20 protein-coding genes are annotated in these 20,830 nt (G+C 37.3%); all 20 read left to right on the top strand.

The window, feature by feature from the left end:
• Window positions 1-167 precede the first annotated feature (167 nt).
• The 20 genes from G9Q97_RS05370 to pfkA all read left to right on the top strand — a co-directional run bounded on the left by G9Q97_RS05370 (window position 168) and on the right by pfkA (window position 20,762).
• The gene (locus tag G9Q97_RS05370; protein WP_166143892.1) at window positions 168-1,961 is read left to right on the top strand and encodes an ABC transporter ATP-binding protein; all 1,794 of its coding nucleotides are present in this window, start codon (window positions 168-170) and stop codon (window positions 1,959-1,961) included.
• Between the two features lie 9 nt (window positions 1,962-1,970).
• On the top strand, window positions 1,971-2,693 hold the full coding sequence (locus G9Q97_RS05365) for a class I SAM-dependent methyltransferase (RefSeq protein ID WP_166143891.1): 723 nt from the start codon (window positions 1,971-1,973) through the stop codon (window positions 2,691-2,693).
• Window positions 2,694-2,697: 4 nt separating this feature from the next.
• Entirely contained in the window at window positions 2,698-3,474 is a 777-nt protein-coding gene (locus G9Q97_RS05360; RefSeq protein ID WP_166143889.1) for a glycosyltransferase domain-containing protein, read from the top strand.
• The gene (locus tag G9Q97_RS05355) at window positions 3,471-4,412 is read left to right on the top strand and encodes a glycosyltransferase (RefSeq protein WP_166143887.1); all 942 of its coding nucleotides are present in this window, start codon (window positions 3,471-3,473) and stop codon (window positions 4,410-4,412) included. Before G9Q97_RS05360 ends, G9Q97_RS05355 begins: the two co-directional genes overlap by 4 nt.
• A gap of 39 nt (window positions 4,413-4,451) precedes the next feature.
• Complete coding sequence (locus tag G9Q97_RS05350; protein WP_166143886.1) at window positions 4,452-5,552, top strand: TDP-N-acetylfucosamine:lipid II N-acetylfucosaminyltransferase; 1,101 nt, start codon at window positions 4,452-4,454, stop codon at window positions 5,550-5,552.
• Between the two features lie 946 nt (window positions 5,553-6,498).
• Window positions 6,499-7,365, top strand: coding sequence for a glycosyltransferase family 2 protein (locus G9Q97_RS05345; protein ID WP_166143884.1), 867 nt, complete (start codon window positions 6,499-6,501; stop codon window positions 7,363-7,365).
• Window position 7,366: 1 nt separating this feature from the next.
• Window positions 7,367-8,215, top strand: coding sequence for a glycosyltransferase (locus tag G9Q97_RS05340; protein WP_166143882.1), 849 nt, complete (start codon window positions 7,367-7,369; stop codon window positions 8,213-8,215).
• On the top strand, window positions 8,208-9,092 hold the full coding sequence (locus G9Q97_RS05335; RefSeq protein ID WP_166143881.1) for a glycosyltransferase: 885 nt from the start codon (window positions 8,208-8,210) through the stop codon (window positions 9,090-9,092). Before G9Q97_RS05340 ends, G9Q97_RS05335 begins: the two co-directional genes overlap by 8 nt.
• Window positions 9,093-9,998: a glycosyltransferase family 2 protein gene (locus G9Q97_RS05330; RefSeq protein WP_166143879.1), complete on the top strand. Its 906-nt coding sequence runs from the start codon at window positions 9,093-9,095 to the stop codon at window positions 9,996-9,998. It begins immediately after the preceding gene.
• Window positions 9,956-11,161 (top strand): glycosyltransferase family 4 protein, encoded by a 1,206-nt coding sequence (locus G9Q97_RS05325; RefSeq protein WP_166143877.1) that lies wholly within the window; start codon window positions 9,956-9,958, stop codon window positions 11,159-11,161. The genes G9Q97_RS05330 and G9Q97_RS05325 overlap by 43 nt, the downstream gene beginning before the upstream one ends.
• 136 nt (window positions 11,162-11,297) lie before the next feature.
• The gene (locus G9Q97_RS05320) at window positions 11,298-12,422 is read left to right on the top strand and encodes a glycosyltransferase (RefSeq protein ID WP_166143875.1); all 1,125 of its coding nucleotides are present in this window, start codon (window positions 11,298-11,300) and stop codon (window positions 12,420-12,422) included.
• A 212-nt stretch (window positions 12,423-12,634) separates the two neighbouring features.
• On the top strand, window positions 12,635-13,666 hold the full coding sequence (locus G9Q97_RS05315) for a hypothetical protein (RefSeq protein ID WP_246255438.1): 1,032 nt from the start codon (window positions 12,635-12,637) through the stop codon (window positions 13,664-13,666).
• Complete coding sequence (locus tag G9Q97_RS05310) at window positions 13,663-14,751, top strand: glycosyltransferase family 4 protein (protein WP_222851924.1); 1,089 nt, start codon at window positions 13,663-13,665, stop codon at window positions 14,749-14,751. Before G9Q97_RS05315 ends, G9Q97_RS05310 begins: the two co-directional genes overlap by 4 nt.
• A 55-nt stretch (window positions 14,752-14,806) precedes the next feature.
• Window positions 14,807-15,985 (top strand): glycosyltransferase family 4 protein, encoded by a 1,179-nt coding sequence (locus tag G9Q97_RS05305; protein WP_166143873.1) that lies wholly within the window; start codon window positions 14,807-14,809, stop codon window positions 15,983-15,985.
• 3 nt (window positions 15,986-15,988) lie between these two features.
• A complete protein-coding gene (locus tag G9Q97_RS05300) occupies window positions 15,989-17,164 on the top strand; it encodes a hypothetical protein (RefSeq protein WP_166143872.1) in 1,176 nt (391 codons plus the stop codon).
• A complete protein-coding gene (locus G9Q97_RS05295) occupies window positions 17,145-18,179 on the top strand; it encodes a polysaccharide deacetylase family protein (RefSeq protein WP_222851923.1) in 1,035 nt (344 codons plus the stop codon). The genes G9Q97_RS05300 and G9Q97_RS05295 overlap by 20 nt, the downstream gene beginning before the upstream one ends.
• Window positions 18,180-18,283: 104 nt before the next feature.
• Complete coding sequence (locus G9Q97_RS05290; protein ID WP_166143870.1) at window positions 18,284-18,853, top strand: RNA polymerase sigma factor; 570 nt, start codon at window positions 18,284-18,286, stop codon at window positions 18,851-18,853.
• 130 nt (window positions 18,854-18,983) lie between these two features.
• Window positions 18,984-19,283 (top strand): hypothetical protein, encoded by a 300-nt coding sequence (locus G9Q97_RS05285; RefSeq protein WP_166143868.1) that lies wholly within the window; start codon window positions 18,984-18,986, stop codon window positions 19,281-19,283.
• 107 nt (window positions 19,284-19,390) lie between these two features.
• Entirely contained in the window at window positions 19,391-19,747 is a 357-nt protein-coding gene (locus G9Q97_RS05280; protein WP_166143867.1) for a methylglyoxal synthase, read from the top strand.
• A gap of 22 nt (window positions 19,748-19,769) precedes the next feature.
• Complete coding sequence (gene pfkA, locus G9Q97_RS05275) at window positions 19,770-20,762, top strand: 6-phosphofructokinase (RefSeq protein ID WP_166143865.1); 993 nt, start codon at window positions 19,770-19,772, stop codon at window positions 20,760-20,762.
• Window positions 20,763-20,830: the final 68 nt, after the last annotated feature.

Here is a 20,830-nt window from a genome sequence, read left to right as displayed (position 1 = left end):
ACCTAAAAAAATAATGGATTTGCAAAAATCAATTTAAAGACCCAAATCATCAATAAAAAATGGTGTCAAAAGTAAGTTAATCTAAATTGAAAAACTTTTGAAAATATGGCAGAAATTAAAACAAGGTATTTTTTAACTTTTATATATCAAAGGATTTTAAATTTATAATGGAATTTTTAAAAACACAGTTTAAACAAAACTTTAAGTTCTTTTTATATTTCTATTCTATTTTAGGGTTTAGACTATTTGTTTCATTTGGATTGAGTATCGGGGTAGCATTATTAGATGGCTTGGGATTGGCCATGTTTCTGCCTTTGCTGGAGATGATGGGAGGGGGTGAGAAATCTGCTGGGTCTTTAGGCAATTTAAATTTTTTATTGGTTGGGTTAAATACACTAAATATTTCATTGACCATCACCTCCGTCTTGATGGTCATGTTATTGTTTTTTATTTTAAAAGGTATTGTTAAATTTTTTGAAGGTTACTACAAGGTAATCCTCCAGCGTCATTTTATTAGAAAAATTAGATTCTCACAAATTGATCTTTTGACAGATTACAATTACAAATCTTTTGTTTTGGATGATTCGGGTAGGATTCAAAATACTGTATCTGGTGAAGTCAACAAAGTATTGGGAGCTTACAACGGATATTTTTTTGCAATACAAGGATTTATCATGGTGATAGTGTACACCGGTTTAGCTTTTACTGTTAATCCACAGTTTACCTTACTAGTCATAATTGGCGGTATTTTAAGTAATTTTTTGTACTCTTGGATATTCAAAAAAACAAAAGCTATTTCAAAAAAGCTGACTGAAAGCAATCATGATTTTCAGGGTTTGCTTATCCAAAAAGTAGCATTTTTTAAATACCTAAAGGCTACTGGTCAAATGAAAGACTTTAGCTGTAAGCTAAAAGATAAGGTTATAGAAATTGAGGAATATCTAAAAAAAATTGGCATTCTCAGTTCATTCATTAATGGAATTAGAGAGCCATTGGTGATTATGGTTGTGGTGGCCGTGATTATTTTGGAAATAAATGTTTTTGGGGGTAGTATCAATTTGGTATTATTGAGTCTTTTGTTTTTTTATCGCGCACTGACCTATATGATGAGCTTACAAAATTATTGGAATGGGTTTTTGGCCAATCACGGTTCATTGGAAAACATGCAAGAGTTTTTGATAAAATTAGAATCTGGAAAAGAAAAAAAGGGTAGGGAAGTTTTTAGGGGAATTGAAAATGAAATTGTACTAAAGGGCGTTAGCTTCCATTACCAAGAAGCAGTGATTCTAAATAATATTTCCTTTTCTATCAAGAAGAATCATACTGTGGCCTTGGTAGGAGAAAGCGGTTCAGGGAAAACTACATTGATGAATCTTCTTTCCGGATTGGTATTGCCTGATCAAGGCACTATCACTATTGATGGAAAATCAATTGTAGATCTTGAAAGAAATACCTACCAAAAAAAAATCGGCTATATTACCCAAGATCCTGTAATTTTTGATGATACGGTTTTTAATAATGTTACTTTTTGGTCGGAGCCAGATGATGAAAACAAAAGAAAATTTTGGAAAGCAGTGGAGAAGGCATCCATATTTGATTTTGTGAAAGGGCTACCAAACTTAGAAAATACCCGTTTGGGAAATAATGGGATTATGGTGTCAGGAGGTCAAAAACAAAGATTTTCCATAGCAAGAGAATTGTACAAAGAAGTTGACTTATTGATGATGGATGAAGCTACTTCTGCCTTGGATTCAGAAACAGAAATGATTATTCAAGATCAAATTGCCCAACTTAAAGGTAGTTTGACCATCATCATTATTGCCCATCGGTTATCAACTGTAAAACACGCTGACGAAATAGTATTTATAAAAAAGGGTGAAATTCATGGTATTGGGAGTTTTAAAGATTTACAAGAAAACACAATAGAATTTAAAAAATTGGTTGAAATTCAGGGCTTTTGAAATATTTTAATGGAAGATTTAATCTGTACAAGGAGTAATAAAGAATTATTAATTAGGTTCCTTAAGGAATTGAAAAAGAGTTGGAAGAGAAATGGGCCTATTTTGAAGCAAATTTTATATTTTCCCTCTTTTATTAAATATAACAAAGATTCAAAAAAAACAGCAGTTGATTGGGAACTTCCATGGATCACTATAGAAGGTATTAATTTTTTAGAGAAAGAGATTCTTAATCCTTATATGAATGTTTTTGAATATGGATCTGGTGGATCAACTTTATTCTTTTCAAAGAAAGTAAAAACTGTTTTTTCGGTAGAGCATAATTTAGAATGGTTTACCATCTTAAGGAGCAAATTAGAAAGTAAATCGATTGGGAATGTGAATTTAATACTTTATGAACCTATTCCTGTGATGAAAGACGATTACATTGTCTATAAAACAAGGCATGAGAAGAGATATTTTGGATACAATTTTTTTGATTATGTACATTCAATTGATCAATTCAGTGATGGATTTTTTGATATAATAATGATAGATGGGAGGTCAAGGATCAGGTGTCTAAATGTTGTATTGAATAAATTAAAAATTGGAGGATTTCTTGTTTTTGATAATTCAGATAGAAGTTACTATCGAGAGTCATTGAAAAAATTTGAGCATTTATTGATTTTAAAAACATTTGGCCCCTGTATTTCTAGTTTAAGATTTACAAGTACAAATATTTACAAAAAGGAATAATTTTTTGAAAATAGCTGTTTATACCGCAATTTTTGGCGGAAAGGATTACTTATTAGATCCAATAAATTTCAAAAAAAATGTCAATTATAAAGTAGATTATTTTTGCTTTACGGATAATTTAAAATTGATTTCAAATGTATATACGATAATTTATATAAATCCTTCAATTAATAGTACAGTAAAGAAATCTAGGTTCATTAAAATTAAGGGGTCTAAGGAATTAATTGAATATGATTATGTAATTTGGCACGATGGAAATATCCAAATTAATGCAGATAAAATTGAGGTTTTGATAGAGGATTTAGGAAATAATTTTTTAGCTGTGTTTCGTCATCCATATAGAGACAATATTTTTGATGAATCAAAAGCATGCATTAAACTAAGAAAGGAAGATTTTTTTATAATTATTTTCCAATTGCTAGTCTATATGTGGAAAGGTGTGAGTACCGAGGGTAAATTATTCGAAACAGGTATTTTTGTAAAAAAAAATAATTTTAAAGAGGAGTTTTTTAATTTATGGTGGGATAATGTAAAGAAGTATTCATGCAGAGATCAAATTTCATTGAGCTATGTTGTAGAAAACACTAACGAAAAATTATCATTGCTTGATGGGGAAGGTAAAAATAATCCATATTCTACATACCATCCACATATATATAATACTATTGGCAAAAAATTATTTTGTCACAAAATAGAGATAAAAATATTTGGGTTTTTCGTAGAATTATTTAAGGTGTTTCAAAAAGGTTTAATAAGAAAATTTTTATTTTTTGATAAATGAATAAATCATCTGACATTACAGTAAGTGTTTGTATGATTACATATAATCATTCAAAATTTTTGGAAATGTCAATCGAAGGAGTCCTATTACAACAGACAAACTTCAATGTAGAATTAATCATCTCAGACGATGCGTCCCCGGACGGAACTGAAGTTATTGTTGAAAGATATTTAAATATTGCTCATGAGAATATAAATGTTGTTTATTACAAACATTCAAATAATTTAGGGGCGATACCTAATTTCGAATGGACTCTAAATAAATGTACTGGTAAATACATAGCTATTTGTGAAGGTGATGATTATTGGATTGATCCAAAAAAATTACAACTACAAGTTGATTTTTTAGAAAGTAATAAAAATTATATTTTGAGTTTTCATGACAGGTCGATTGTCAATAATGTTGGGGAAGTTTTAAAAAAAAATAGTTTACCAACTTCAATCAAAAGGGATTTGAATTTTGAAGACCTAGCTAAAGGTGTTTTCACGGTCCCTACGCAAACTGTAGTTTTTAGAAATTGTATTAAGAATTTTCCTAAAGTGTTCTCATCCGTCTTAAATGGTGATACATTTTTATTTCTTCTTTTAGCTGAAAGAGGTAAATTTTATTATGAAAAAAGGATTACTGAGACATTCTATCGGATTCATAATGGGGGAGTTTGGTCCTCAATTAATTACGAAAGAAGTTTGTTGGAGTCTTACAATACATATAATATTATTTATAATTACTTCAACAAGCACCATGGACTTGAAAAAGCATTTTTAACCAGGTGGTATGGGTTAATTTATTTTTATTGGAAAAGCAATAATTTTCCTAAATTCTCTATTAAATTTATTAAAATTATTCTTTTTGTGATTTTAAATCCGAGATTAATTTCTGTTTTTGTTCCTAAAATTTTTAAATATATTTATAAATTTTTAAATATAACTTCCAAGTAGAATCTATACAATTGGTTTTATATAAATTGTTATTTTTAAATGAAAATAATACATATAATTAGGGACGAAAAATTCTTTGATTCAGCCTACAGGGTATTTGAAGAATTACTACCAGCTATGAATCATTTTATAATTTTAGGGAAGAAGCACAAACTTTATTATATTAAGAATGCTAAAGTTAAGTTTATCAGGCCTACAATTTTTATCCTTTTCAGGAATATTTTTTTATATAAATATGATAGTGTGATTATTCATGGGTTACACAGTGAAGCTGTTAAGCTTTTGGTGACAAAACTCAATCCAAATTTAAAGGTTTTTTGGATTGGTTGGGGATTCGATTATTTTAGATTTTGGAATTCAAATGATTACAAACCAATTACACTAAAGACAATTGGTTATCCAGGTAAGGGTCCAAAATTGCGAAAAATTAATTTTTTCTTAAATGGATGTAAGCCATATGTTTCAGATGAATTATTTTTAAAGAAAGTTGATTTTTTTAGTCCGGTATTAGATATCGAGTTTGATTTATTTAAAAAATTTCATCCTAAAACAACATTTCAATTTATAGATTGGAATTATCTGACTTTAGAAGATGATATTATCAAAGGGTTTGAAGGAAGGGTTATAAATGGTAATAATTTATTATTTGGCAATAGTGCACATCCTCTTAATAACCATCTTGATGGGGTGAAAGAAATACTTAGATTTAATTTTATGATAAATAAAATCATTTGCCCATTGAGTTACGGTAACAAGATAAATAAAAATGAAACCATAAAGATTTGTTCTAATACATTTGGAAATAAATTTATTGCTCTTACCGATTTTATGGATTATGAATCTTATGTTGGTTTTTTACTTTCTTGTAAGTATGTTTTTATTAACAGTATAAGACAAGTCGCAATGGGGAATATTTTATTGATGTTGTATTTGGGTTCATATGTAATTTTAGACCCAATAAATCCTGTTTATGAATTTTTTTTAAAGAGGGGTATTAAAGTTTATTCTATTCATGAAGCTGTTAATGGAAACTTTGAAAATATTGATATCGAATCTGTTAGGACAAAATTGCTTAATATTTGGGGTCGTGAAGCTATTCTGAAAAAGACCAAGTTCCTTTTAAATTCAGTTAAAAATTGAATAGAACCTTTTTTAAGTTAAAATTTTAACTATGTTGCCCAGATTTGCGGAATTTTTCGTGAATAGTATGATAGTCTGTCTTTATTTCATTTTATTGTCTGTTTTTTTGATGATATCTTTCCTTAGCTATAGTTTATAGAAATGAAGAGAAAGATGTATATATATATATATGTAATGAGCCTTGTTCTATACAAAAATGCAGGTTAGGTAGTTATTTTATTCTACCGTGTACCAAATGAGGCCCTATTAATTTACCATTGGCTTTCATCTTTTTTACGTAGCCAAATCTCTTTTTTTAAAGTATTTTATTTTGTTTATTTTTTTTTTACTTACGAAATTCAGTCAATAACGGCTAATTTCGTATTTGAAATTAGCTCAAACAAAATTATTGCTTGGTTTTTAAGTAAAAATGTTTTTGAATCGTAACGCATTTAAAACATCCTCATTTCCTGGAAATTTGAAGTAGACTTAAACTATTTTGGCGGTTATGACTTCATGAATGAGCGAGTGGAATTGGAATTCATTATGGTGGGCAATTAGATCGAATTGGTGTTGTTTCACTTTAACTCTTGATAGTATTCAAATATTCTTTTAGATTTCTTTAGGAGGGTTTATGATTAATCATATCTATAAAGACGAAAAGATAATGACTGACTGGTGGAGCAGCCAAAAGTGTAAATATGCTTATTTTACAAGATCGGTCAACGAATGACGGGAAAAATGAACTAATTTAAATCAGATGCATAGCCAAATTGAGATGTCCGAAGCTTGCTACGGTAGATCTGTCATTCGGTTAGTGACTTCCAATTTTACATCAACGAGTATAGTTATTGATACAATTACCCTAAAATGAAAATTGAAAATCTTATTCAAAAAATGGTAGCAAAGTTACCCTATCACTACAAAACGTATTTTTGATAGGTGTCTTACTCAATTTTGATATTAAATGAACTTTAAAGTTTCGGTTATCATTCCTGTATTTAATGTTGAGTTATACTTGGAAGAAGCAATCAGATCCGCTGTAACGCTTGAAGAAGTATTCGAAGTAATTTTGGTTGAGGATGGATCGGTAGATAAGTCTTTTGAAATTTGTAATTACTGGGCGAAAAAACATAGTAAAGTCAAGCTGGTATTTCATAAGAATCATCAGAATAAAGGCGTAGCACTTAGTAGAAACTTAGGCGTGGAAAGTGCAACATATGATTTCATTTCATTTTTAGATGCCGATGATTGGTATCTTGAAAATAGATTTTCAGTTGAAAAAGCGATCTTTGATTCGAATCCTGAAGCTGATGGGGTCTATGGAGGTACAGGATTTTTTTACCAAGTTACCAAATCATTTGATCGGGAAAGGCTGACTACAATTGATAAAATAGTTAAGCCTAAGGATTTAATTTACACCTTACTCGATGGTAAAGGCGGTCGGTTTACAACAAATGCTATTACCTTTAAAAAGTCTTTCTTTTTAGCTTTAGGAGGTTTTGACAAAACGCTCGAACTTGGTGAGGATACCGACTTATGGATTAGGGCATCTGTTAGGGGTAAATTATACTCTGGCCTTATTGGCTATCCAGTTGCTATCCGAAGAGTTCACGATTTTAATAGTTCTAAAAGGATTAATCATTTAACCGATAGATTCCTATATGAAAAACTTTATAAATATTTTTTGCATAGAAAAGGTATTTCAAACAAAGCGTTTTTGATTATTTTCAAAAGATATATTGGAACAAGGTCAAATTCTATTCTGAGCCGTTATTATAATGCGATTTTTGAAATAATATGTAATCCTATTTGTATTAGAAAATTGGTGTAAAATGAGAGAAATATTTAAACATTTTGTTTTCACAAGAGTAAATCTTGGATTTAAAGATCTAATTGGTAGAGGAAATGTTAAACTTTTTAATCTGCAATCTTGGCTGGATTACAGGTTTAATATTTTTTATGCAACGTGTCTCCCTTCTATAATGAGTCAAACAAATCAAAAATTTATTTGGTATATCTTTTTGGATATTGAAACACCTCAAAAATACATCAATGAATTGCATTCCATTATCAAAGGGCATTTAAATATAGTAGTTTTACTTAAAGAAGGAAGTTTCAGCAATGTGTTAGAGCACGCAAGGAATTCGATTCTAGATTTAGGTGTTGAAAGTTTTAATTATCTTATTACGACAAGAATTGATAGTGATGATATGATTCATAAAGAATATATTAATGAAATCCAAAAAAGATTTAACTTTCAAAAATATGCTGCTATCAACTTTAACAAGGGATTTGTTTATGATTTGAGGTTTAAACTATTGGGTACTGCTATAAACAAATCTAATCCATTTATTAGTGTTATAGAAAGGGTTGACCCTTTGAATTCATTTAAAACTGTTTTCCACGTTGAACATAGTAAATTTATCTTCATAAAAGAGAGAATTTTAATCGAATCTGGAGAAAGAATGTGGGCGATGACTATACATGATCTTAATATTGATACGAAGTTTTACGGTAATCCAAAACTTTTTTCAACATTACCAAAAATTAATGGCTTTCATTTTAAATTTATAAATAATGCCCCACCTAAGCTTAAATTGAAGTTTAAAAAATTGTTTTACAAAAAGAAATTGAAGAAAGTAGTACCTTTTTTCTTAAATCAAATTAAACTACATGTGTGAACTTTATTTTTCTGTAGTCATTCCGGTCTATAATGATAAAGTTCGATTGGAAAAGTGCTTGGATGCACTAATTAGACAGCGCTTTGATCAAAGGAAATTTGAGGTGATAGTAGTTAACAATGACCCTGATGGTTCGATTGTTTTAGATGATCAATACTATAATAAATTAAATTTAGAATTAGTAAATGAAATATCCCCTGGGTCGTATTCTGCTAGGAATAAAGGAATTCAATGTTCTAATGCGGAAATTATTGCTTTTACAGACTCTGATTGTATTCCGGATTCTGATTGGTTAAGTAATGCTATGCAATATTTTGAAAACGATTATTCAAGGATAAATGGTATTGTTGCTGGAAAAGTACCTTTGTTTTTTATAAATCCTAATTCCATGAGTTTCGCAGAAATTTATGAGAAATATACTGGTTTCGATTTTGAATCCTACGTAAAAGAAGGTTCCTGTGGTGCCGGAAATTGGTTTTCGTATAAATCTGTGTTAACAGAATTTGGAGGGTTTAATTCTCAATTAAAATCTAATGGGGATACAGAGTTGTCTAAACGTATTTCTAAAAAATATAACATCATCTTTGCTCCTGATGTGATTGTTAGCCATCCTTCTCGTTATCTGATCAAAGATATCGTTTATAAATATAGAAGACTTCTTGGGGGGACTTATAACAGGAAATTTGAGAATTCTCATAAAGGTTTTTTGTTTTATATGATAAGTTTTAGTTGGAGAAGATTGAGGTTTGCAATAAAAAAGATTTTTATTATTCATCCCAAGGAGTCTGTCCCTATATTTTTTGTTTGTTTAGCAATAATAATTGGTACATGGAAAGAGTATATTCTGCTTCTTCAAGGGAATGACGCTAAAAGATAAATGAAAAAACAGGCAAATATTTTTTGTGTAGTTGTAACCTGTAATGGGATGAAATGGCTTCCAAAGCACATTGAATCTATAAAAAATTCTTTCTACCCTTTAAAATCAGTGTACGTGGACAATGGTTCTACAGATGGAACTAAAGAATTTTTAAAAAATGATTTCCCGGAAGCAATCCTTATTGAATTAAATAATAATTTGGGGTTCGGAAACGCAAATAATATTGGTGTTAAATATGCAATTGAGAATGCAGCGGATTATGTGTTTTTATTTAATCAAGATGCCTACCTTGAACCTGAAACGATAGGAAATTGTTTTAGGGGATTTGGTCTTCAAAAGAATATTGCCCTTGTGTCACCAATACATTTAAATGGAGATGGTTCCGCATTAGATATTGGATTTCAAAGGTGTATAGTTGAAGAGCTGTGCCCTGGTTTTTTGTCTGATTTGGTTTTAAAGAAAACAAGAGAAGCCTATCCTATTTATTCTGTTAATGCAGCTGCATGGCTTTTGAAAACTGAAATTGTTAATAGAATTGGGTTGTTTTCAAATGCTTTTTTTCATTATGGAGAAGACATAAACTTTCAACAAAGACTTAAATATTTTGGTTTCAAAGCTTTGGTGGTTCCTGACGCTTTTATTTTGCACGATAGGGAAGAGCGTAATGGAGAGAAATCTGAATTAGGTAAAAAGATTGAAATTAAGACCAATCAGATGACTATTTTGATGGATATTAATGAGTCCTTTACATCTACCAAGAAAAAAGTTTGGAAATATGCTGGTCTTTTGCTTTTTGAAGGTAAATTTTTGAAAAGTTTTTCATTGGTATTGGACACTTATTGGAATAGTAATAAATATCTAAAATGGAGAGAACAAATGAAGAAAGAATTAAGTCTTCAAAAATAATCAGGATTGTTCCTCTTTTGGATTTTGGTGGAGTTGAACAACGGATAAGATTAACTGTCGAAGGAATGAACAAAGTGGACCAAATTCACTTTGATATAATTGTTTTAGGTGCCGGAGGTAGAATCTCAAATGAATTAAAGGTTTGTGTACGAAATTTATGGATTCTTGATCGCGATATCAGAATACCCAATTTGTTTTTAGTTTTTGAAATTGTTCGATTGTTGAAGAAAGTAAAACCTGATGTGGTACATACTTCTGGTTCAGAGGCAAATTTTCATGGATTGATTGCTGCCTGGATTGCCAAGGTTCCTATCAAGGTAGGTGAGGAGATTGGTTTTCCAGATCACGATTGGAAGTGGCGAAGATTGTTTAAGCTGGTATACGGTTTGGCAGATCGTGTGATTGCCATTTCCTATTCGGTTAAATCCAGGATCGTCGCTTTGGGAGAAGTTGAAGAAACTAAGGTGACGGTGGTAAATAATCCGGTCGAGTTGCAGGAAACTAGTTCGGGCAAAGATAAGCTTTCCGATGTAGGCCAGAACATCCGCTCCAAAATCGGTTCCGAAAGTTTTCCAAGGGACGGTGTTTCCCGCAATACGAAGAAATCCGATCAAGATCGCTCCAATGAATTCATCTTTATTACGGTTTGTCGGCTCGTTCCGATAAAGAATTTAGATACGTTGATCCTGGTTTTTTCCAGTCTTCTTGGAGAAAATCAGGGATTCGAACCAAGGCTTTGGATTGTTGGGGACGGTGTGGACAGGGCTCGGTTGGAATCGCTTTGTAAGGATTTGTCTATAAACGAATATGTCGTTTTCTGGGGATCTCAATCCGGGGTGGGTTCATTTTTAAAGCAAGCAGATTGCTTTGTTTTGCCCTCATTTTCGGAAGGTTTTTCCATTTCACTGGTGGAAGCAATGCTCAGTAGCTTGCCCTGTATCGTCACGAATCAAGGCGGGCCTGCCGAGATCGTTGAAGATGGCGTAACGGGTCATTTAATTGACCCTCAAAACTCGCAGGATATCAAAAAGAAGATGCTTGAAGTATTGTTGACATCCGGGCGGGAACGAGCGATGATGGGGGAGCGTGCGAAACAATCCGGGAGCAAGTATTCCGTGGAAAATTACATTAAGCGTCTGGAGGAGGTATATAGCCTAGGTTGAGCGATTTCGGCGAATTGGCCGGCGATTCTGGCGTCAGTAGGGCGCTGTTCATTTCGAATTTTTTCCAAGTTGATCCAATTCGATAAAGGAGCGTTCGTCTATTGAAGGGAATTCGGATCTGTTCCTGAAAAAATTTATGAAAAAAATTCGGCTATTGCACTGTATTGAAACGATTTCCTCGGGAGGTGTAGAGCGAGTTAGACTCACCTATGCCAACCAAATGGATAAGGAAATCTACGAGTTGAAAATTGTCTGTACCCAGGCGAAAGGTAAAATCCTTTCTGAATTGAATCGCTTAGGCGTTGAAGTAATCTCCATTGGAACGTTCGCCCATCCCATGGAAGTTAGGAAATACAGGGTACTATTGAAGGTAATTCGGGAGTTTAGGCCACACATCATTCACGGAGCGGTTTTCGAGGGGAATTCCATGGCATTTGTAGGGAAGGTAATCGGTAGGGTGCCAATCGCTATTTTAGAAGAAACTTCAGACCCAATAACACGGTCAAAACGAGCTAATCGACTTTTGTCCTTTTACAGCCGGTTTGCAGAAGCAGTCATCGGTATTTCACCTGCTGTGATGGATTATTTGATAAAACTAGTGAATGTGAAGGCATCCAAGTTGACGCTTATTCCGAATGGCTTGGATATTCCCGGTAAGGCAGACCTGGAGGCCAGTAAATTACTCAAGGATAAATTAGGTATTAATGACGATGATGTGGTAGTGGGCGCCGTTGGTAGGGTATATAATCGTGTGAAAGGATTTTCTGATATCATTGATGCCCTGCATTTTTTGAACATCCCAACCCTCAAATTTTTATTGGTGGGGAATGGACCCGATTTAGAGATGTTAAAAGCAACAGTGCGAAAATTGGGTTTGGAGGCACGAGTTCATTTTGTCGGGTACCAGGAGGACCCAAACCCATTCTATTCGATTATGGATATTTTTTGTGTTCCTTCTCATCAGGAGGGGTTTGGATTGGTAGCGGTAGAGGCCATGCTTCACCGGCTACCAGTTATCGGTAGCAGAGTTGGCGGATTGAAAGACATTGTAGTGGATGGTGTAAGTGGGTTTTTAGTTCCTCCAGCGTGTTTTCAGGAACTGGCGTCAAAAATGAAGGTTTTGTTTGAAAGTCCCGAATTAAGAAAAGAATTTGGTGAAAATGGATACAAGATAGGGATCGAAAACTATAGCAGTGACTTGTATTTCAAAAATTTGGATGACCTATATCAACGGTTACTTCGGGAAAAAGGAATAATTTAAACGCTAAACATTTGTTAGATATCATTGTCATCGTAGCCTTGCTTTTGGCTTTATTCAAGTCGAATGAGAGCATATCCAAGAAGTTTAGGTTGCCGTGGAAATATCAATTGCATTTGCATTTTTTGCTGTTATATCACCTATTCTTTTCCTTATTTTTTACTTGGTATATTCTAAATTTTGGTGGTGATTCTCAGGGATACTGGTACTTCACAATGGAGCAAATATTGATCAGAGGAGATGTATACTGGGGGCGTTATTTTGGGACGAGTACCACGTTTATTTTATGGTTGACCTATATACCAAGTAGGGTGCTTGGATTGAGCTATTTGACTGGGAACATTTTGTTTGGTGCGTTAGGGTTCATCGGGATCAGGTACTTGTTTGTAATGACTGCGAGCTATTTCCCTTCTAATCATAAGGTTTTGAATATTTCGTTGTTTCCGATTATCTTTTATTTCCCAAACATGCATTTTTGGTCTGCCGGAGTAGGTAAGGATTCTATTTGTTTCTGGGGGATTGCCTGGTTCGTTTACGCGGTACAGGCATATAGAAAAAGATGGTGGCATGGTTTAGTAGCATTGTTTTTTGTTTTTATGGCTAGGCCTCATATGGGGCAGGCATTGATCGCAGGTGCAACCATTTCCATTTTGCTCGGATCTGAAATTAGAAAGGAATACAAAATTGTGTTGGGTGTTTTTGCCTTGGTAGGGAGCATTTACCTAAGTGCCACCACATTAAGTTTTCTAAAGTTAGAGGAGTTTTCGTTGGAAGAATTGGGCTCGCTTGCTTCAAAAACCGCCGGATTGTTAGCTTCGGGCCATTCAGGAATTGATGTTGCCTCTTATTCTATACCGATGCGGATTTTTACGTTTATGTTTCGTCCGATTTTCTTTGACGCACACAATGTCATGGCTTTATTGAGTTCGTTTGAAAATGCGTTGTATTTATACTTGAGTTTGTTTATTTACCGTAATTGGAGTCCTGAAGCTTTGCGCGACATGCCGGTATTTTTAAAGACGGGGATCATTGTTTTTATTCCAACGAGTTTGGCCTTTGCCAATAGTCTGGGAAATCTGGGCGCAATCATGCGCATGAAAAACATGACCATGATCTACTTTTTACTTTTCTGCTTCTACCTAATCGTACACAACAAAAAACAACGCTACCTGCGTGCATTGGATCGGAAGCGGTTTTTCCAACGCCGGCAGACCATTATTGACAGTAAAAATCAGCTGATTGATTGATTTTGTCCAAAAAAATACTTTTTCTACCCAAATATTCCAGGAAAGGGGCGAGCAGCCGCTTAAGGACCTATCAGTTTTTGCCCCTCTGGAACGAAAATGGTGTAGCTGTGACCGTGTCTTCCTTTTTTACCGAAGCCTATCTGGAAAACCTTTATGCCAATAAAAAGCCTGCATACCTGCATGTTTTGTCTTGTTATTGGCGCAGGTTAAAAATGCTGCTTACAGCAGGTAAGTATGATTTGGTCTGTGTAGAAAAGGAACTGTTTCCCTACTTTCCAGCCTTTCCCGAATGGCTGCTTGCCAGGCTGAAGGGATATTGGGTGGATTACGATGATGCGGTTTTTCACAATTACGATCAGGGAAAATACCCCTTTGTTTCCCGCTTTTTTCCGCATAAAATAGATCGGGTCATGCAATGGGCCAACGTTGTTATAGCGGGAAACGACTACCTGATGGAACGTGCCCGGCTGGCTGGTGCGGATTCGGTCATTCAACTACCCACAGTAATTGACCCAAACCGATACAAAAAAAAAGTGCATGAGAAAAAAAATGCGGTTACCATTGGCTGGATAGGCTCACCAAGCACCTTGAAATACCTGGATGCAGTAATTCCGGCTTTGGAAAACCTGCATAAAAAACATAAAATCGTGGTATTGCTGATCAATGGCAATAATCCTCCGCAGTTTTCCGGAAACCTCAAAACCGTCCCCTGGACCGAAGACGGTGAGGTGAACGCCTTGCTGCAAATGGATATAGGTATCATGCCCTTGCCGGATAACGCCTGGGAAAGGGGGAAATGTGCCTACAAACTTATCCAGTATATGGCCTGTGGATTGCCGGTAGTGGCTTCTCCGGTAGGAATGAACAGGGAAGTAGTGCAGCATGGTGTCAATGGCTTCCTGGCTGATACGGAGGAGGAATGGGTGGAATTCCTGGGTCAGCTGATAAGCAATTGGAAAATGCGTGAGGCCTTTGGTACAAAAGGCTACGAGCTGGTCATGGAGAAGTATACCCTGGCTGGCAATTTTCAAAAAATGCTGGCCCTGGTGAGTACTCCTGCAAACGAAAATGCTGAAAATACCTGAATCAATACCTTAAGTGGTTAGCAAGAGGGTTCCATAATTTTCAAAAATTATCCCTATGAATATCCTGTTTATTTCCTGGGATTCCGATCAAACCAACTACCTGGAAAACCTGTTTTTCCCCATTTTCCGGGGCATACAGGATAAGCGAAGCTGGCAGTTTCATGTCATGCAGTTTTCCTGGGCAGATGCCGCCGAAGTGGAAAGGATTCGGACTGTCGCAAAGGAAATGGGGATTGTTTACCAGCATGTTTTTGTTCACAGAAAACCCACTGTCGCCCTCGGTGTTTTGCGGACCATCAGACTAGGCAAACGCAGCATAAAAACGTACCTCCAAAATCAGCCCATTACCTGTCTGATGCCCAGGTCTACACTTCCCGCCATGATGGTCAATCAGCTCCGGGGATGGTTAAAGGGCATACTGCTTGTTTTTGATGCCGATGGTTTACCCATTCAGGAAAGGGTGGATTTTGCTGGTTTAAAACCCGGCAGCCTGCAATACCGATGGTTGAAAAGGGCGGAAACAAAAATGCTGATCCATGCCGATAAAGTGTTGACCAGAACGGAAAAAGCCATTCAATTCCACCTCCGATCAAATCCCGTTTTGAGCCCATCAAAGTTTCACAAGGTCTGCAATGGGCGGGATGCCGGATTTTTCAAACCGGATACAGCCATTAGGAGCAGGATTCGCGGAGAATTGGGCATGAAGGATAACAGCCTGCTATGGATCTATTCGGGTAGTTTGGGGCCACCTTATCAACTGGAAGAAATGTTGCGGCTTTTTTGGGCCCATTACCAATTCGATGCTGACAGCCGGATGCTGTTTCTTGTTCGAAATCACCATACCCTGTCTGCTCAAATACCAGATTATCTCCGGGGACTGGTTTGGATCAAAACGGTTCCATTTAAGTGTATTCCTGATTATTATGCCGCAGGAGACCTGGGCCTAAGTTTGCGGAAATCAGCTCCCAGCCTGGCAGGATTGGCACCCATCAAGGTGGGGGAGTACCTGCTTTCCGGCTTGCCTGTCATTGTATCCGAAGAAATTGGGGATCTATCCTATGATTTGGAAGGGGAGCCTGCCTGTTTTATATACAAGGGTAATGATGCAGCCTTGCATTCCTGGCTGGAAACCCTGGGCAGTCAATCCAAATCCGCTATCAGAAAAGTTGGAACCCATTATTTTGGACTGGACCAAAGTGTAGCAGCTTATGTAAAAGCTTTGGAAGCGAAATAGCACATGAAGGTTCTGGATTGGATGTTCATTGCCTTCATTGTTTTGTTGGTATTCTGGCTCATCAAAAAATGGTCAGGGACTCAGGGTTATTCCAAATGGGAAACCAATTTTTTACTGTTGCTGGGCTGTTATCACCTGATCATGGCCCCGATTTTTTATGGGTATCTCCTTCAATACGGGGGCGACGGTATCCGGTACTGGGAATTAAGTAGTCTCCCTCCCTCAAGGCCCGGGGAATGGTCCTCCTACTTTGGCACAGGCACAGCCTTTATCCAATGGTTCAATTACCCTTTTTTCCAACTGGCTGGTTTAGGTTTCTTGCCCGGAAACCTGCTGTATGCTGTCATTTCTTTTATGGGCTTTGTTGGTGCTTTCGAACTCATCAAAGATCAATTTCCGGATAAATGGGGCAACTGGCCCGGAAAGTATGGTCTGCTGATTTTGTTTTTGCCCAATGTTCATTTCTGGACCGCCGGAGTAGGCAAGGAAGCATTGTTATTTACTGGTTTGGTGTTGGTACTGCTGGGGGTAAAAAGCTTTCCTTCCAGGGCCTGGTATATTGTACCTGGATTGTTACTATCCCTTATTGTGCGCCCCATACAGGGGCTTGTTTTGACCATAGCGGTACTGGCTGTCCTGCCCTTCCATTCTGCCTTGAAAGCCTATCGTAAAAAATTAGTTTCCGGGGCAGCGGCCTTGATTTTTTCAATTTTCGCCTACCGCTGGATACAGGGAAGCCTGGTGTATGGCTTTAATTTTGAATGGATCGGGAGGATCATAGATTGGCAAAATGCTTACCTGAGCTCCTTTGAAGCAGGAAGCAGCATTCCTATGTGGGATTACAGCCTTCTTGAGAAATTCATGGCGGTATGGTTCAGGCCCTATCTCTGGGAAGTAAAGGGATTCTGGACATTTGCAGCAGCATTGGAAAATACCATTTTCTTTATGGCAGTCATTTTTGGGATTTGGGGAATGATAAAAAGCAAGCTGCAAGTCCGGATACCACTTTTTTACCTGGTGGTACTGATCTATGCAGCGATCATGTCCCTTATTTTTATGTTGGCACTCAATAACCTGGGCATTCTGATGCGGATGAAAAGTATCTTTGTTATTTTTGTGGTTTCCTTTTTCCTGAGTCAGGCCAAAAGGCCTTTTACGTTTGATAAATCCAATTTATAAACCAACGGTGCAGCCTGCCTTTATCATATCGCTGGATTTTGAACTTCATTGGGGCCGCTTTGACAAGGTGCCACTGAAAGGAAATGAAGCGTACTACTACCGGACCAGGGAGGTGGTTCCCAGGCTTTTGTCTTTGTTTTCAGCCTATGGGGTTTCTGCCACCTGGGCTACGGTAGGCATGTTGATGGCCCAGGATGCAGCCGAATGGGAGCATTACAGCCCCGATGAAAAGCCGGTCTTTCAAAATCAGCGGTATTCTGCTTATCAGTGGTTTAAGTCTACTCAGCCGGATCATCGTTGCCTCTTTGCCCCGGAACTGGTCAATGAAATTATCCAAACTCCCGGACAGGAGCTGGGTAGCCATACCTTTGCCCATTATTACACCAGGGTTTTGGGACGCTCGGTCGATGGCTTTAAGGAGGACTTATATGCGGCCAGGAGAATCGCCAAAGAGAAGTTTGGCAGGGATATCAGTTCACTGGTTCTTCCCCGTAACCAATACAACAGGCAGGTATTACAAACTGCCCGGGAAATAGATTTTTTAGCTATTCGTACCAACCCTACGGATTGGTTTTGGAAATACCCGGAAAAGGAAGGTTATTTCAAAAAGGGTTTTCGGGCTGCCGATTCTTATTGGTCCCTTGGAAAGCGAACCTCCTATTTACCTGCTGCTACCGAGACTGGGTTTCCCGGTTTTATTCCAGCTTCCCGGTTTTTCAGGCCCTATCAGGAAAGAATGGGCTGGATGAACCGCCTGAAGCTTGACCGGATCAGGCAAGAAATGAACGAAGCTGCCAGTAATGGGGAAGTTTATCACCTATGGTGGCATCCCCATAACCACGGTCAGCACCCGGAGCAAAGTCTGGAAGAAGTGAGGATTCTTCTGGATCATTTTTCTGAATGCAATGCGATCTACGGCATGCAATCCCTATCCATGAGTGGTATGGCTTCCCACATTTCCTCCCCTCACCAATATCCCCCCAAATCAATTTTTCCCCAAAAGGGGATTCAGTAAATTTCCTTCACAGTACCAGTCATTTTTGGAAGATATTATTCGTTGATATTTGGAAATATTGGCAAAAGCTATTAATTAGCATGATCCGATGTTAAACAATACCATTGACCTGCAACAAAACCCATAATGACCAGGAACTACTGGCACAATTGAAAGATAAGGCAGATCCAAAAGCCTTTGAAGCCATTTACGAAAGGCATTTTGATGCCTTGTTTGTATTCGTCTACAAGGTCATGCAGGACAAAGCTACAGCGGAGGACCTGGTACAGAATATTTTTTTTGGCTTATGGAAAAATGCCGCTCATTGCAAGGTGAAGGAGCTCGAACCTTACCTTTTTGGGGCCGCCCGAAAGCAGATGGCAAAGGAGTTTAGGAGAAGTAAGTATAACACAGCACAATTGGAATACCTCAGGCAGGTATGTGTCACACACAATACGGAGGAGTACCTGGAAGCTGAGGAAACGAGAAGGAAGATATTGACCATAATACAGGGCCTTCCGCAAAAATGCAGGCATGTTTTTGAGATGAGCAGATTCAAATCCTTGTCCAACAGGGAAATTGCCGGCAAGCTTGGTATATCTGTTTTTACCGTCGAAAACCACATCAAGAAAGCCCTTTCACATTTGCGGCAGTCAATAGAGTTGCTTGTTATATTGTGGTTCTGGATCAGATAGAGATAGATTATTAAGGCAGATTATTTGCTTCGCGATCGGGCTCCCAAACTTTCTTTTGAAATTTAGCTTTAATATTTGCCGGCTTCACCATTATGTATTTATTTTGGTTTTGCTTACTTAACCAACAGACATGAACCATTCAGATTTTATCCAAAGCTTGCAGCAGGAGCAGGTGCCGAAAGGCTTATCTGTTTATTTACAATCCTTATGGTTGGATAAGAAAGGAAAATGGGATCAGGCCCATGGCCTGATAGATACTTTGGGAGGGGAAGATGCTGCCTGGCTTCATGCCTACCTGCACCGCAAAGAAGGAGACCAGTCCAATGCTTCCTATTGGTACAGCAGGGCAGCCAAAAGCAAACCCAATATTAGCCTGGAGGACGAGTGGGAACAGCTGCTTGTTTATTTTTTGGAGAGGGGCGGAGCTTGAATTGTTGCCGGATTTTGATGGGTAATTCAATTTGATCATGTGGCTCTGTCCAATACCGAATTGTTTTTTAGTAACTTTACACCTTTACCGATTTAAAATTTATACGGATGAAAATAGCATTGATTGCCCATGATGGGAAAAAGGCCGATATGGTACATTTTCTCAGCCGTTCCAAGGAAGCTTTAGAGGGAATTACCCTTGTGGCTACTGGTACTACGGGAATGCACATAGAAAAATCAGGATTTGAAGTAGAAAAACTATTGTCCGGGCCCATAGGGGGGGATGCACAGATAGGGGCCATGGTTGCTCAAAAAGAGTTGGACATGGTGATTTTTTTCAGGGATCCACTTGGAAAACACCCGCATGAACCGGATGTACAGATGCTGATGCGAATCTGTGATGTACACAATGTGCCACTGGCTACCAACCTGGCCGCAGCGGAGTTAATGTTCAAAAATTTGTAAGAGGGAATATTCACATACAAACATGACAGATCAACCTATTCATATAAAAAAAATTGGGGTGCTTACTTCCGGAGGAGATGCTCCCGGGATGAATGCTGCCATCAGGGCAGTAGTGCGGGCAGGGTTTTATTACAAGTTGGAGGTTTATGGGATTTATCGTGGCTATGAAGGGATGATCAATAACGATATCCGAAAGCTCGAGAACAAATCCATTGCGCATGTTTTGGAAAGAGGGGGGACCTTTTTAAAATCCGCCAGGAGTGAAGAATTCAAAACAATTGAAGGCAGGCAGAAAGCATACGACAATTTGAAAAGCCATGGGATAGATGCCCTGGTGGTTATTGGAGGAGATGGATCACTTACAGGAGCCCACTTGTTTTATAAAGAATTTGGCATTCCGGCCGTGGGATTACCCGGTACTATTGACAATGACCTTTTCGGGACGGACCTGACCATTGGTTTTGACACGGCTTGCAATACGGCGATAGAAGCCATTGATAAAATCCGGGATACGGCCACCTCCCACGATCGCTTGTTTTTTGTGGAAGTCATGGGTAGAGATGCCGGATTTATAGCCATCAATGCCGGAATCGGCAGTGCTGCTGCAGCCATTTTGATACCGGAGAAAAAATTTCCCGTCGAAAAGCTGATTGACAGGCTTAAGTTCAGGGAGAAGGCAAAAAAAGAAAGTAATGTGGTCATCGTGGCAGAAGGTGGCAAAAGTGGGGGAGCTCAGGAAATTTCCGAGAAAGTCAAAAAAATACTCCCGACCTATGATATCAAGGTAACCATCCTGGGGCACCTACAGCGTGGTGGTGCACCCTCTTCATTTGACCGTATTCTGGCCAGTAAGCTGGGTGTTTCTGCGGTGGAAGGCCTGTTGCATGGCAAATATGATGTGATGGTGGGGATTATCAACAATAAAATTGTTTTTACACCTATCAAACGGGCCATAGTAGATGACAAACAAGTGGATGATGAAGACCTGAGAATAGCAGGGATTTTATCTACCTAAGATTATTGTCTGGTTTAATTTCACCATACAATATACCTGCAAAGATCCCGGGAGACTGGCTTGATACC

It is taken from the genome of Cyclobacterium plantarum, from assembly GCF_011290685.1.
In the GTDB taxonomy this organism is placed as follows: Bacteria; Bacteroidota; Bacteroidia; order Cytophagales; family Cyclobacteriaceae; genus Cyclobacterium; species Cyclobacterium plantarum.
Note: the sequence above shows the minus strand (reverse complement) of the source record. Positions and strands in the feature narration are given on the sequence as shown.